Annotated in this window: 11 protein-coding genes; 9 read left to right on the forward strand and 2 right to left on the reverse strand. The window is 72.1% G+C overall.

Translation table 11 applies throughout. The features are described from left to right. Window positions 1-120: 120 nt before the first annotated feature. From fomD to ACWD4A_RS01170, 4 genes are all read left to right on the forward strand, one after another. Window positions 121-801, forward strand: a complete 681-nt coding sequence (gene fomD, locus ACWD4A_RS01155) for a cytidylyl-2-hydroxypropylphosphonate hydrolase (RefSeq protein ID WP_451187744.1) — start codon at window positions 121-123, stop codon at window positions 799-801. Between the two features lie 136 nt (window positions 802-937). Further along, window positions 938-1612, forward strand: a complete 675-nt coding sequence (locus tag ACWD4A_RS01160; RefSeq protein ID WP_451187747.1) for a class I SAM-dependent DNA methyltransferase — start codon at window positions 938-940, stop codon at window positions 1610-1612. A 57-nt stretch (window positions 1613-1669) separates the two neighbouring features. Next, window positions 1670-3892, forward strand: a complete 2223-nt coding sequence (locus ACWD4A_RS01165) for an ATP-binding SpoIIE family protein phosphatase (protein ID WP_451187748.1) — start codon at window positions 1670-1672, stop codon at window positions 3890-3892. A gap of 181 nt (window positions 3893-4073) precedes the next feature. Further along, window positions 4074-5537 (forward strand): catalase, encoded by a 1464-nt coding sequence (locus ACWD4A_RS01170; RefSeq protein WP_451187751.1) that lies wholly within the window; start codon window positions 4074-4076, stop codon window positions 5535-5537. A gap of 100 nt (window positions 5538-5637) precedes the next feature. Here the strand turns inward: ACWD4A_RS01170 and ACWD4A_RS01175 are convergent, their stop codons facing one another. Then, a complete protein-coding gene (locus ACWD4A_RS01175; protein WP_451187754.1) occupies window positions 5638-7902 on the reverse strand; it encodes a transglycosylase domain-containing protein in 2265 nt (754 codons plus the stop codon). Window positions 7903-8144: 242 nt separating this feature from the next. On the opposite strand from ACWD4A_RS01175, the gene ACWD4A_RS01180 reads away from it, so the two are divergent. The 5 genes from ACWD4A_RS01180 (at window position 8145) to ACWD4A_RS01200 (ending at window position 13072) form a co-directional block, all read left to right on the forward strand. Beyond that, complete coding sequence (locus ACWD4A_RS01180) at window positions 8145-9104, forward strand: SPFH domain-containing protein (protein ID WP_451187757.1); 960 nt, start codon at window positions 8145-8147, stop codon at window positions 9102-9104. After that, window positions 9101-9346: a hypothetical protein gene (locus ACWD4A_RS01185; protein ID WP_451187758.1), complete on the forward strand. Its 246-nt coding sequence runs from the start codon at window positions 9101-9103 to the stop codon at window positions 9344-9346. The genes ACWD4A_RS01180 and ACWD4A_RS01185 overlap by 4 nt, the downstream gene beginning before the upstream one ends. Window positions 9347-9489: 143 nt before the next feature. After that, on the forward strand, window positions 9490-10014 hold the full coding sequence (locus tag ACWD4A_RS01190) for a PadR family transcriptional regulator (protein WP_451187760.1): 525 nt from the start codon (window positions 9490-9492) through the stop codon (window positions 10012-10014). Then, window positions 10011-10697, forward strand: coding sequence for an ABC transporter ATP-binding protein (locus tag ACWD4A_RS01195; RefSeq protein WP_451187761.1), 687 nt, complete (start codon window positions 10011-10013; stop codon window positions 10695-10697). Before ACWD4A_RS01190 ends, ACWD4A_RS01195 begins: the two co-directional genes overlap by 4 nt. Then, window positions 10694-13072: an ABC transporter permease gene (locus ACWD4A_RS01200; protein WP_451187763.1), complete on the forward strand. Its 2379-nt coding sequence runs from the start codon at window positions 10694-10696 to the stop codon at window positions 13070-13072. Before ACWD4A_RS01195 ends, ACWD4A_RS01200 begins: the two co-directional genes overlap by 4 nt. A 172-nt stretch (window positions 13073-13244) precedes the next feature. On the opposite strand, the gene ACWD4A_RS01205 is transcribed toward ACWD4A_RS01200, so the two are convergent. Then, window positions 13245-14249, reverse strand: coding sequence for a hydrogen peroxide-inducible genes activator (locus ACWD4A_RS01205; RefSeq protein WP_451187765.1), 1005 nt, complete (start codon window positions 14247-14249; stop codon window positions 13245-13247). Between the last annotated feature and the right edge of the window lie 78 nt (window positions 14250-14327).

Here is a 14327-nt window from a genome sequence, read left to right on the forward strand (position 1 = left end):
GCAGGCCGTCCGCTCGGTTCGCGGCCGCGGGCCGTCGGCGGCCGCCCGCGCCCCTACTGGACCGTACCTTTGCGGCGCACATCACGGCGCTCCAGGCGCCCCGCCGCCTAGGATCTGCGCATGACAGCGGACTCCTTGGACACGACGGGCACGGCCGGCTCCTGGGCGCCGGGGGACCACATCCTCTGGCGCTACCGGGGCAATGCCACCGACCGCGTCCACATCTGCCGTCCCGTCACCGTGGTCCAGGACACCGACGAGCTCCTCGCCGTGTGGATGGCGCCCGGCACCGACTGCGTCAAGCCGCAGCTCGCGGACGGCACCTCCATCCACGAGGAGCCGCTCGCCACCCGCTACACCAAGCCGCGCACCACCGTCGTCTCCCGCTGGTTCGGCACCGGCGTCCTCAAGCTCGCCCGGCCCGGGGACGCCTGGTCGGTCTGGCTGTTCTGGGACCGTGACTGGCGCTTCAAGAACTGGTACGTGAACCTCGAGGAGCCGCTCGCCCGCTGGGCGGGCGGCGTCGACTCCGAGGACCATTTCCTGGACATCGCCGTTTATCCGGACCGCAGTTGGGAGTGGAAGGACGAGGACGAGTTCGCCCAGGCGCAGCGCGCGGGCCTGATGTCCGCCGCCCAGGCCGGCCGGGTGCGGACCGCGGGGCGCGCCGCGGTCGCCCGCATCGAGTCCTGGGGGGCACCGTTCGCGGGCGGTTGGGAGGACTGGCGGCCGGACCCCGCCTGGACCGTACCGGCGCTCCCGGAGGACTGGGACCGCTCCCCGGTCCGGCTCCGGGCGTGAACCTCCGGAACCACTTGGCGGGCCCCCGACGGACAACCGTAGGATCGGCCTCCGCGATACTGCACAGCAGCACGGCACGAACAGAGCACGGCATGTGACGCATGTTCACAGAAGACGGTCACAGGAGGGCGGAGCCGTGAGCGGTGACGACGAGCGGGACTACGACGGCTACGCGCGCTTAGGGCTGGACCGCAGTGGTCAGGCGGAGGCGTTCGACGCGATAGGCGACCGCTACGACGACGCCTTCCCGCACAAGGAGGGCCAGCTCGCCGCGGGCGCCTGGCTGGCGCGGACGCTGCCGCCCGGCTCCCGCCTCCTGGACCTGGGCTGCGGCACGGGCCTGCCGACCGCTCGGCAGCTCTCGGACGCGGGCCACCGGGTGGTCGGTGTCGACCTCTCCCCCGGCATGCTGGGGCTCGCCCGCGGCAATGTGCCCGGGGCGGAGTTCCTCCGTGCGGACCTGGCCGACCTGCGGGACGGCCGGCTGGGCGCGTTCGACGGTGTCGCCGCGTTCTTCTCCCTGCTGATGCTGCCGCGGGCGGAGATCCCGCACGCACTGCGGATGGTGCACGGCCTGCTGAGACCCGGGGGGCTGTTCGCCCTCGCGATGGTCGAGGCCGACGTGGACGACTTCGCGATTCCGTTCCTGGGCCACACGATCCGGGTATCCGGATATCTGCGGGAGGAATTGCGCCAGGCCGTATGCGAGGCGGGTTTCGACGTCGCCGGGGAAAGCACGCTGGCGTACGCCCCGGCGAGCACGGACGTCCCACCCGAGATCCAGCTCTTCTTCAATCTGCGACGCGCCTGACCCACGGTGCGCCCTGAACGACCCGGGCGTACGGCCCCGACGGATGGAACCCCACGCGTGACGGAGCATCCTCTCTCCCACGGAAGACAGCGGACCGCTGCGACGCGGCCCGCGGCCCGCGACGTGGCATGCGCGCCCGGTGACACGGACCTGCCCGCCCGGCAGGGACCGGCGACCGGCAGAGGTGACGCGGTCCCTCAACCGCGCACCGAGCGGCCTGCGGCCCGCGACGGGTCGTGCGCGCCCGGCGACGCGGACCTGCCCGCCCGGCAGGGACCGGCGACCGGCGCGCACTCACCGGCGGAGGACGGCGACCGGACGGCGACCCCGGCCGCCGCGACCACCGCGGAGTCCACTCACGGCGGCGGCGCGTCACGCTCGGACGCCGAGGGAGCCGGACGCCCCGGCGACGACCCGGCCGATGCCGGGACACGGCCCAGGGCGGAGGCCGGGGCCTCCGGCGACGACTCGACGGAGGCCGGAGCGCGGCCCCGGGCGGAGGCCAAGGGCTCCGGTGGCGGACCGGCGCAGGCCGGGGGTGAGGGAGGCGGTGGCGGTGCGGCGGAGGCCGGGACGCGGTTGCGGTTCGTGGGGGCCGCGACGCGGCGGATCGCCCGGGGCATAGACCTGGACGAGATCGTGCTGGGGCTGTGCCGGGCCACCGTGCCGACGTTCGCCGACGCGATCCTCGTCTACCTGCGCGACCCGCTGCCGGTGGGCGACGAGCGGCCCATGGGCCCCGTCGTGCTGCGGCTGCGCCGCACCGACCAGTTGCCCGAGCACATGCGCGGCCTCGGCGACCCCGCCGACCCGGACGCCCCGGCGGACCGCGACCCCGCGACCGACCTCGCGGCCGTCGCCGCCGAGCGCTGCGAGGTCCGCATAGGGGGGCCGCTCGCGGAGGTGCTGCGAGGGGTCAGGCCCGTCTACGGAGACTCCTCCGCCGCGCGGGCGGCGCTCCCGGAGCTGCTGGGCGAGGACCGGACCGTACCGGACCGGCAGCGCACGATCCTCGCGCCCCTGCGGGGGCGGCGCCGGGTGATCGGCGCGGCGGTGTTCATCCGCCGTGCGGACCGGCCCGCGTTCGAGGGCGACGACCTGCTGGTGGCGGCGCAGCTCGCCACCCATACCGCCCTGGGCGTGGACAAGGCGGTGCTCTACGGCCGCGAGGTGTACATCGCGGACGAGCTGCAGCGCACCATGCTCCCCGACTCCCTGCCGCAGCCGACCGGCGTCCGGCTGGCCAGCCGCTACCTCCCGGCCGCCGAGACGGCCCGGGTGGGCGGCGACTGGTACGACGCGATCCCGCTGCCGGGCAACCGGGTCGCGCTGGTCGTCGGCGACGTCATGGGCCACTCGATGACCTCCGCCGCGATCATGGGCCAGCTGCGCACCACCGCGCAGACCCTGGCGGGCCTGGACCTGCCCCCGGCGGAGGTGCTGCACCACCTGGACGAGCAGGCGCAGCGGCTGGGTTCGGACCGCATGGCGACCTGCCTGTACGCGGTGTACGACCCGGTCGCGCACCGCATCGTCATCGCCAACGCCGGGCATCCGCCGCCGATCATGCTGCACCGCGGCGGGCGCGCGGAGGTGCTGCGGGTGCCGCCGGGCGCGCCGATCGGCGTGGGCGGGGTGGACTTCGAGGCCGTGGAGCTGGACGCCCCGGCCGGGGCGACGCTGCTGCTGTACACGGACGGGCTGGTGGAGTCCCGGCTGCGGGACGTGTGGACGGGCATAGAGCAGTTGCGGGAGCGGCTGATCGAGACGGCCCGGCTGACCGGCCCGAACCCGCCGCCGCTGGAGCCGCTCTGCGACGAGGTGCTGGGGATGCTCGGTCCCGGGGACCGGGACGACGACATCGCGCTGCTCGCGGCCCGCTTCGAGGGGATCGCGCCGAGCGACGTCGCGTACTGGTTCCTCGACCCGCGCCCGCAGACGGCCCGGCAGGCGCGCAGGCTGGCGAAGCGGGCGCTCACCCGCTGGGGTCTGGAGGAGCTCAGCGACGCGGTGGAGCTGCTGGTCAGCGAGGTGATCACCAATGCGGTGCGGTACGCCGAACGGCCCATAACGCTCCGGTTGCTCCGGACGGACGTGCTGCGCTGCGAGGTCGGCGACGATGTGCCGCAGTTGCCGAGGCTGCGGCAGGCGAGGCCCTCGGACGAGGGCGGGCGGGGCCTGTATCTGGTGAACAGGCTGGCCAGGCGGTGGGGCGCGACCCGGTTGAGCACCGGGAAGGTGGTGTGGTTCGAGATGGCGCTGCCCGCGCACGCCCGCTGACGGCGCCGCGTGCGCGCCGGGGCGCCCGGCGCTTCCGCTTGCCGCCCATTCGCCCGTACGAGGTGAAATTCTGGACAGTGTCCAGACTCCTGTTGCCGACGCGCTGTCGGCGGAGTTCACTGGCTCGGGTGGAGGGCGGTACGGACGCGCCCTCATCCATCCCCGTTCCGGGAGGCGTCCCATGACCGACTCGGCGCAGCAGACCCCGTACACGACGAACAACGCCGGAATCCCCGTGGAGAGCGACGAGCACTCGCTCACCATCGGGGACTCCGGACCGATCCTGCTCCAGGACCACTATCTGATCGAGAAGATGGCCCAGTTCAACCGGGAGCGGGTCCCCGAGCGGGTGGTGCACGCCAAGGGCGGCGGCGCCTACGGCACGTTCGAAGTCACCAATGACGTCAGCCAGTTCACCAAGGCGGACCTGTTCCAGCCCGGCAAGCGGTGCGAGATGCTGGCCCGTTTCTCGACCGTGGCGGGCGAGCAGGGCAGTCCGGACACCTGGCGCGACCCGCGGGGCTTCGCCCTGAAGTTCTATACGGAGCACGGGAACTACGACCTGGTCGGCAACAACACCCCGGTCTTCTTCGTCCGGGACCCGCAGAAGTTCCAGGACTTCATCCGCTCGCAGAAGCGCCGTCCCGACAACGGGCTGCGCGACAACGACATGCAGTGGGACTTCTGGACGCTGTCGCCGGAGTCCGCGCACATGGTCACCTGGCTGATGGGCGACCGCGGCATCCCGAAGACCTGGCGCCACATGAACGGCTACAGCTCGCACACCTATATGTGGGTGAACGGGGGCGGTGCGAAGTTCTGGGTGAAGTACCACATCAAGACCGACCAGGGCATCGACTTCCTCACCCAGGCGGATGCGGACCGCATCGCCGGCGAGGACGGCGACCACCACCGCCGGGACCTCTACGACGCGATCGCGAGCGGCAACGCCCCGTCGTGGACGGTGAACGTCCAGGTGATGCCGTTCGCGGACGCGCCGGACTACCGCTTCAACCCGTTCGACCTCACCAAGGTGTGGCCGCACGGCGACTATCCGCTGATCGAGGTCGGCCGGATGACGCTGAACCGGAACCCGGAGGACTTCTTCGTCCACATCGAGCAGGCGGCCTTCGAGCCGTCCAACCTGGTGCCGGGCATCGGGCCGTCGCCGGACAAGATGCTGCTGGGTCGGCTGTTCTCGTATCCGGACACCCACCGCTACCGCATCGGCCCGAACTACGCCCAGCTGCCGCCCAACCGCCCGCACTCGGCCCTCAACTCGTACGCGAAGGACGGTCCGATGCGCTACGAGCCGGCGAACGTGGCCCGGCCGTACGCGCCGAACTCGTACGGCGGGCCGGCCGCCGACACCGGGCGCTTCGGTGAGATCGCGGGCTGGGCGGCGGCGGGCGAGATGGTGCGCGAGGCGTACAAGCTGCACCGTGAGGACGACGACTGGGGGCAGCCGGGCACGATGGTCCGCCAGGTCCTCGACGACGCCGCGCGCGACCGGCTGGTGTCCAACGTCTCCGGCCACCTGAAGCAGGGCGTGAGCAGGCCCGTGCTGGACCGCGCGCTGCAGTACTGGCGCAACATCGACAAGAAGCTCGGCGACCGGATCGCCACGGAGGTCAACGGCGACTGACGCCCTCCGGTACGCGGAAAGCCGTCCGGCCGCCGTCCCGCAGTGAGCGGGGCGGCGGCCGGACGGCTTTCTCGCGCGCGACTGTCTCGTACGCGACGGGTCAGTCGCGGAGGTTGTTCGGCGGGTCCCCGCCGTCACCGCCGCCCGTGGGCGGTGACGGCGGCGTGGGCGGCGTCGGCGGCTTGGTCGGCGGCGTGGGCGGCGTCGGCTTGGTCGTCGGCGGCGTGGGGGGGTGCGACGGCGAGTGCGAGGTGCTCGCCGACGGCGGCGTGGACGGGCCGGTCGACCCCGACGGGGACGGCTTGGCGGAGGCCGACGGGCCCGGCTTGGCGGAGCCCGTCGGGGCGGGCGGCGGGGGCACCACGCCGCCCTCGTCCGTCTTCAGGTCGAACTCGGTGTCGCCGTCCGCGACCTGGCCGGTGTAGGCGGACCAGATCTCGGCGGGGTAGCCACCACCGTTGACACGGCCGCCGTCGATGCCGCCGGTGCCGGTCAGCGGCACCTGCTTGCCGCCGGGGCCCTCGCCGAACATGCCGACCGAGGTGATGAGGTCCGGGGTGTAGCCGGAGAACCAGGCCGACTTGTTGTCGTCGGAGGTGCCGGTCTTGCCCGCGACCGCGTACTGCGAGCTCTGCACCACGCTGGCCGTACCGTCGTTGACCACGCCCTTGAGGATCTGGGTGACGTCGTCGGCGGTGGTGCGGCCGAGGACCTGCGAGCCGACCGCGTCCGGCATGGCGATCTTCTCGCCGCCGCGGGTCACGGAGGCGACGATGCTCGGGGTGATCTGCTTGCCGTGGTTGGCGAGCGTGGCGTAGACCCCGGCCATGTGCAGCGGGCTCGCGCTCATGGAGCCGAGCGACATGGCGGGCCGCTCGACGAAGCCGCCGGCCTCGCCGTTCATGCCCAGGGCGACCGCGGTCTTCTTCACCTTGCCGAGGCCGACGTCGACGGCCATCTGCGCGAACGCGGAGTTGATCGACTTGTTCATCGACTCCTGGACCGTCACCGGGCCGTAGCTGACGTGGTCCTCGTTCTGCGGCGCGAACGGGGTGTCACTGCCCCTGACGGGCCGTTCGTTGGTGCCGTCGTAGGTCGTACCCGCCGTGATCGGCGAGCCGTCCTGCGTCTTGGACTCGTTGTCCAGCGCCGAGGCGAAGATCACCGGCTTGAAGGTGGAGGCCGGCTGGTAGTCCTCGCGGGTGGCGTTGCTGATCTGGTGCTGGGCGAAGTCCTCGCCGCCGTACATGGCCACGATCTTGCCGGTCTTGCGGTCCACCGACACGGCGCCCACCTGGGCGTACGAGTCGACCTTGCGGGCCTGCTTGTCCAGCTTGGAGGTGACCTTGTCCTTGACGGCCTGCTCCAGCGCGTGCTGCTTCTTGGGGTCGATGCTGAGGGTGATGGTCCAGCCGCCCGCCGCGAGCGCGCCCTCGCCGCGGCCGTCCTTGCGGAAGGCCCGCTCGACCTCCTGCTTGGCGGCCTCGACGAGATAGCCGTTCTGCCCGTTCAGGCCCTTGGGGGGCTTGGGCGGCTTCGGCACCTCGAACTGCATGCTCTTGCGCTTCTCGGGGTCGAGCCACTTCTGCTCGACCTCCTTGTCGAGGACGTAGTTCCAGCGCGCCGTGGCGTTGCGCTTGCCCGCGTCGCTGGCCGCCGTCCAGTCGTACTGGCTCGGCGCCTGGAGCAGGGCGGCCAGGTAGGCGCCCTCCTCCGTGGTGATGTCCTTGACGTCCTTGTCGAAGTACGCACGGGACGCGGCCTGGATGCCGTAGGCGTTGCGGCCGAAGTAGCTGGTGTTCAGGTACCCGGCGAGGATCTCCTTCTTGTCGACCTTCTGGTCGACCTTGAGCGTGATGATCAGCTCCTTCACCTTGCGGGTGATGGTCTGCTCCTGGCTCAGGTAGGAGTTCTTCACATACTGCTGGGTGATGGTCGAACCACCCTGCTTGCCACGGCCCATGACGGTGTTGAAGATGCCGCGCGCGGTGCCCTTGAGGTCGACGCCGGAGTCGGTCCAGAAGTTCTTGTTCTCGGCGGCGACGACGGCGTTCTTGACGCTGTCGGGGACCTTGTCCAGCGTCACTTCCTCACGGTTGACCTGACCCGTACGGGCCAGCACCGTGCCGTTGGGGCCGTCGAGCTTGTAGATGTTGCTCTGCAGCCGGTTTTCCAACTTGCCGTCGGGGACGTCGACGTACATGTAGAGCGCCACGAAGGCGCCGACGCCGAGGGCGATGACGGTCACAAAGTAGGCAAGCAGCTTCTTCCATGTGAAGAAGCGGCGTATGCCGGTCTTCCTGGGCTTGCCGCCCTTTGCTGTGCGGGTGCTCTTCTGCGCCCGTCGCGCTTCCGCTCGGCCCATCTCTCCCGTAGCTCCACTCTGTCCGCCCCCAACCCAGCTCACGAAGCTAACACCGCAACTGTCACCAAACGCCCATCGATCAAGGCTTTGCGGCACGTGACATACAGCACCCCGGGTGGCGGGAACCGGGTTCGGCCAGGTGCGGAAAACCGTACAGGGCGATAAAGTGCTATCACTTTGCTAGACACCCATCGGCGTACGGCCGACCACCGCGCGCCGCCGAGAAAACGGGGGAAACCGCCATGCAGGACAGCGACACCATCACCGCCGAGTCCACGCCTCCGGAGGGCATACCGGCCGTACAGAAGCCGCGCGTGCGGGAGTTCCCGGCCCATGACATCAACGGCGTGACCGCCCTGCTGCTGGGACTGTGGGGGCTGCTCCTCGCCGCGGGCGCCATCACCCTGGCGGTGACCTTCGGGCACGGCGGCAGGAGCGGGCTGTGCGTGGCGTTCGTCGTCGTCGGCATCCTCATCGGCATCTGTTCGCTGACGGCCATGAGCGGGCTCAACACCATCGCCCCGGGCGAGACGCGCGTCGTCCAGCTCTTCGGCCGCTACCGGGGCACGATCCGCACCGAGGGCCTGCGCTGGGTCAACCCGCTCACCAGCCGCGACAGGGTCTCCACCCGGGTGCGCAACCACGAGACCGCCGTGCTGAAGGTGAACGACGCCTACGGCAACCCCATCGAGCTGGCCGCCGTCGTGGTCTGGCGCGTCGAGGACACCGCGCAGGCGATGTTCGAGGTGGAGGACTTCCAGGAGTTCGTCGCCACCCAGACCGAGGCGGCCGTGCGCCATATCGCCATCGAGTACCCCTACGACGCGCACGACGAGAACGCGCTGTCGCTGCGCGGGAACGCCGAGGAGATCACCGAGAAGCTCGCCGTCGAGCTGCGCGTGCGCGTCGAGGCCGCCGGCGTCCAGATCATCGAGTCGCGCTTCACGCACCTCGCGTACGCTCCGGAGATCGCCTCCGCGATGCTCCAGCGGCAGCAGGCGGGCGCGGTCGTGGCGGCCCGCAAGCTGATCGTCCAGGGCGCGGTCGGCATGGTCGAGGACGCCATCGCGCACATCAACGAGCAGGGCTTCGTCGAGCTGGACGACGACCGGAAGGCGGCCATGGTGAGCAATCTGATGGTGGTGCTGTGCGGCGACCGGGCCGCGCAGCCCGTGCTGAACACGGGCACGCTCTACCAGTGACCGAGGAACAGCCACCGGAGCAAGGGCCGCGGCAGCGCAAGCAGGTGCTGCTGCGGCTCGACCCGCTCGTGCACGACGCGCTGACGCGCTGGGCGAACGACGAACTGCGCAGCGCGAACGCGCAGATCGAGTTCCTGCTGCGGCGCGCTCTCGCCGAGGCGGGGCGCTTGCCGCGCGGCACGGGGGCGCTCCCGCGCAGGGGTCGGCCCAGGAAGGACGCGCCGTCGCCTGACGGGGGGTAGTCGCCGCCTGCGGCGGGAGCGGCCTGCGGCCGCGTCCTCAAACGCCGGACGGGCTGGATTGCGCGGGGCAGGGGGAAAAGATCCGGCCATCTGTCCCTGCCATCTATACATCGCGCGTATACACACCATGTACAGTCGCCCACATGTCAATCGGACACACCCTGCTCGCCCTCCTCGAAGCCGGTCCCAGTCACGGTTACGACCTCAAGCGCGCCTTCGACGAACGCTTCGGCCATGACCGTCCCCTGCACTACGGCCAGGTCTACTCGACAATGTCGCGCCTGCTGAAGAACGGGCTCGTCGAAGTGGACGGCATCGAGCAGGGCGGCGGCCCGGACCGCAAGCGGTACGCCATCACCGACGCCGGCGTCACCGACGTCGAGCAGTGGCTCGTCCAGCCGGAGAAGCCCGAGCCGTACCTCCAGTCGACGCTCTACACGAAGGTCGTCGTCGCCCTGCTGACAGGGCGGAACGCGGCCGACCTGCTCGACGCCCAGCGCGCCGAGCACCTGCGGCTGATGCGCGAGCTCACCCGCCGCAAGGCCGGGGGCGACCTGGCCGACCAGCTCATCTGCGACCACGCGCTCTTCCATCTGGAGGCCGATCTGCGGTGGCTGGAACTCACCGCCGCGCGCCTCGACCAGCTGGCCAAGGCGGTGCGCACGTGACGCCGTCCGGATCGCTGCTGGCCGCCTCCGGCCTGCACAAGTCGTACGGGCCGACGCCCGCGCTCGCGGGGGCGGACTTCTCCGTCCACCCCGGTGAGGTCGTCGCCGTCATGGGCCCCTCGGGCTCGGGCAAGTCGACGCTGCTGCACTGCCTCGCGGGCATCGTCCGGCCGGACTCCGGCACCGTCCGCTACGGCGCGCGGGAACTGTCGGAGCTGTCGGACACCGAGCGCAGCGCGCTGCGCCGCGCCGAGTTCGGCTTCGTCTTCCAGTTCGGCCGGCTGGTGCCGGAGCTGACCTGTCTGGAGAACGTGGCCCTGCCGCTCCGGCTCAACGGCGCGAAGCGCAAGGCGGCGGAGGCCCGCGCGCTGGAGTGGCTGGAGCGCCTGGAGGTCGCCGACGTACGGGCCAAGCGGCCCGGCCAGGTCTCCGGCGGCCAGGGGCAGCGGGTCGCCGTCGCCCGCGCGCTGGTCACCACCCCGCGCGTGGTCTTCGCCGACGAGCCGACCGGCGCCCTCGACTCCCTCAACGGCGAGCGCGTCATGCACCTGTTGACGGAGGCCGCCCGGGAGACCCGGGCCGCGGTCGTCCTGGTCACGCACGAGGCACGGGTCGCCGCGTACTCCGACCGCGAGGTGATCGTGCGGGACGGCGTCGCGCGCGACATGGCGGGTGTCGTATGACGGGCCGCGAGCGTGCCGGGCACGGCCCCGCCGACGTGCCCACCGGCCCGGCCGGCGCCGCCGCCTGGGTCCGCGACCTCACCACGGGTGCCCGCTTCGCCTTCGCGGGCGGCCGCGAGGGCTGGCTGCGCACCGTGCTCACCGCGCTGGGCGTCGGCATCGGCGTGGTGCTGCTGCTGATCGCGACGGCCGTGCCGGAGATGCTGTCCCGGCGCTCCGACCGCGAATCCGCGCGCGGGGTGCCCGCCTCGGCGGAGGTGAGCGGCGGCCCGCGGGCCGACACCCTCCTCTACCAGCGCGTCGACACCGCCTTCCGGGACAAGCCCGTCAACGCCGCGCTGCTGCGGCCCGAGGGCCCGAAGGCGCCCGCGCCGCCCGGCGTCGGGCGCGTACCCGGCCCCGGCGAGATGGTGCTCTCCCCCGCCTTGGAGAAGCTGCTGAAGTCCGCCGACGGCGAGCTGCTGCGCGACCGGTTCGCCTACCGGCCCGTGGGCACCATCGGCGACGCGGGCCTCGTCGGCCCCAACGAGCTCTTCGCCTATATAGGCAGCGACCGCATCGGCCAGGCGTCCGGTGCCGTACGGGTCGACCACTACGGCGGCGACGCGTCGGACGACCCGCGGAGCCCGGCGCTGCTGGTGCTGGTCGCCCTGGTGTGCGTCGTCCTGCTGATGCCGGTGGCCGTCTTCATCGCCACCGCCGTGCGCTTCGGCGGCGAGCACCGCGACCGGCGGCTCGCCGCGCTGCGGCTGGTGGGCGCGGACATCCGGGCGGTGCGGCGGATCGCGGCGGGCGAGGCGCTGTGCGGCTCGCTGATCGGGCTGGCCGTCGGAACCGCCGGCTTCCTGGCCGTACGGCAGTACGCCACCGGGATCACCATCCGGGACACCAGCGTCTTCCCCTCGGACCTGACCCCGGCGCCCCTGCTCGCGGCGCTCGTCGCCGTCGCCGTTCCCCTGGCCGCGGTCGTGGTCACGCTGTTCGCCCTGCGCGGCGTCGCCATCGAGCCGCTGGGCATCGTGCGGAACGCGGCCGCGCGGCGACGTCGCCTGTGGTGGCGACTGCTGATCCCGGCCGTGGGCCTGGCGCTGCTGGTGCCGCTCTTCGGCCAGGTCCCGATGGGCGCGTACGACACCCCCGTCGACACCGCCCAGATCGTCGCGGGCGCCGTGCTCGTACTGATCGGCATCACCGCTCTGCTGCCCTGGCTGGTCGAGGCGTGTGTCGCCCGGCTGCGCGGCGGACCGCTGTCCTGGCAACTGGCCGTCCGGCGGCTCCAGTCGAGCAGCGGCCCCGCGGCCCGCGCGGTCAGCGGCATCACGGTCGCCGTGGCCGGGGCGATCGCGGTGCAGATGCTCTTCGCCGGAACGCAGCACGACTTCGAGAAGAAGCCGGAACGCGTCCCCGCGACGCACTCGCAGATGGAGGGCATGAACCGCGCGGGCACGGCCGCGGAGGTGCGCGGCTGGGCGGACCGGCTGCGGGCCACCGAGGGAGTCGTGGGCGCCGTCGCCACCGTCGACAGCTACGCCACGGGCGGCGGCGGGGTCACCACCGTCAAGGTCGCCGACTGCGTCACCCTGCGCGAGCTGGCCACGCTGGGCTCCTGCGAGGACGGCGACGTGTTCGTCGCCCAGGAACCGGACGGCGACGTCCCCACCGCCCGGAAGTTCGCGCCCGGTACCGAGCTGTCGCTGGACGGCTACGGACCCGCCACCGGCAAGGCCCCCGCCTACCGGTGGACCGTCCCCGCCAAGGCACGCGTGGTGTCGACCAGGCCCGACCCGACCGGCGAGCACCAGTACGGCGTGCTGGCCACGCCGTCCGCGATCGACCTCCGGGCCGTTCCGGACGCGGAGACCTCACTGATGGTCAAGTTCCGGCAGGGCGACCTGGACGCCGTCGAGCGGGTCCGCAACACCGCGGCCGCCATCGACCCGACGATGCGGGTGTGGCGGATGGGCGGGGTGGTGAAGGACGACCATTACGCCGCGATCGAGCGGGGGCTGCTGGTCGGCGGGACGCTCACGCTGTTCCTCATCGGCGGCAGCATGCTCGTCACCACCCTGGAGCAACTGCGGGAACGGCGACGGCAGTTGTCCGCGCTGGTCGCGCTCGGCACCCGGCGCTCGACCCTGGGCTGGTCGGTGCTCTGGCAGACCGCGGTCCCGGTCGTCCTCGGCCTGGCCCTGGCCGTCGGGGGCGGCCTCGCCCTCGGCTGGACGATGCTCCGCCTGATCGACCGGCCGGTACGGGACTGGCTGGCCTTCCTCCCGATGGCCGGTGCCGGTGCGGGCGTCATCGCCCTGGTGACCCTGGTGACCTTGCCATCACTGTGGCGCCTGATGCGACCGGACGGCCTCCGCACGGAGTAACCGCGCTCCGCGCGGTGTCCTCAAACTCCCCCAGCTACCGCTGGGAGGTGCCCCCAGGACGGGCTGATTTTGCAGGCTGCGGACCACGCCGGCAAAACCAGCCCGTCCGGCGTTTGAGGACGCGCCCGCAGGGCGCTCCCGCCGCAGGCGGCAACGGCGGGACAGCCGAAACTCAACCCCGAGCGATACGAACCGGCAACCCCGCCAACGCACAGCGCAGCGCCTCGGCAAACTGCGAGAACTCACCCTGCCGCGCCGCCCCCACCCGCATCGCCAGCGCCACCTTCCGCGACGGCGCGGGATCCGCGAAATACCCCGTGGCCAGTTGTTCGTTCCGCTCCGTCTCCACCCGCAGCGCGGTCCGCGGCAGCAGCGTGACCCCCATCCCGCCGCCGACCAGCTGCACCAGCGTGGACAGGCCGGCCGCGCTGGTGGTGACGGGGACGCCCGACGTCCGCCCCGCCTCCCGGCAGATGTCGAGCGCCTGGTCCCGCAGGCAGTGCCCCTCGTCGAGCAGCAGCAGGTCGAGTTCGCGCAGCGCGGCCCGCGGGATGTCCCCGCGTCCGGCCAGCCAGTGGTCACTCGGAGTGACGAGGACGAAGTCCTCGTCGAAGAGCGGCAGCTCGACGACGCCGGGCGCGCCGAGCGGGACGGCGAGCAGCAGCAGGTCCAGCCGCCCCTGGGAGAGCCCGTCCAGCAGCGAGGAGGTCTGTTCCTCGTGCACCTGGAGGTCGAGGTCCGGATAGCGGTCGCGGACCAGGCGGAGGACGGTGGGCAGCAGATAGGGCGCGACCGTGGGGATCACCCCGAGCCGCAGCACGCCGGTGAAGGGCGCGCGGGCCGCGTCGGCCTCCTCCAGCAGCGCGCCGACCGCGTCGAGGACCGCGCGGGCCCGTACGGCCAGCCGCTCGCCCGCGGGGCTGAGCAGCACCTTTCTCGTCGTACGCTCGAGGAGCTGCACATCGAGCACCTCCTCCAGCGCCGAGACGGCACCGGAGAGCGCGGGCTGGCTCATGCCGATGGCGGACGCCGCGTCCCGGAAGTGCAGGTGCTCGGCGACCGCGGCGAAGGCGCGGAGCTGGGCGAGGCTGGGCTGGCGGGGCCGGGCCGGTACGACCTTGGCGGGCGCGGTGCGCGGGGGCTCGGCGGGTTCCGCCCCCGGGGGTATCGACGACATGACTGATAACCACCTCCGATCAACTTCACTCAGTCTAGCTATTTCCGTTATCAATGCCGACTGTGGCAGTGTTGCCAT

This window comes from Streptomyces sp. NPDC002537 (assembly GCF_053594975.1).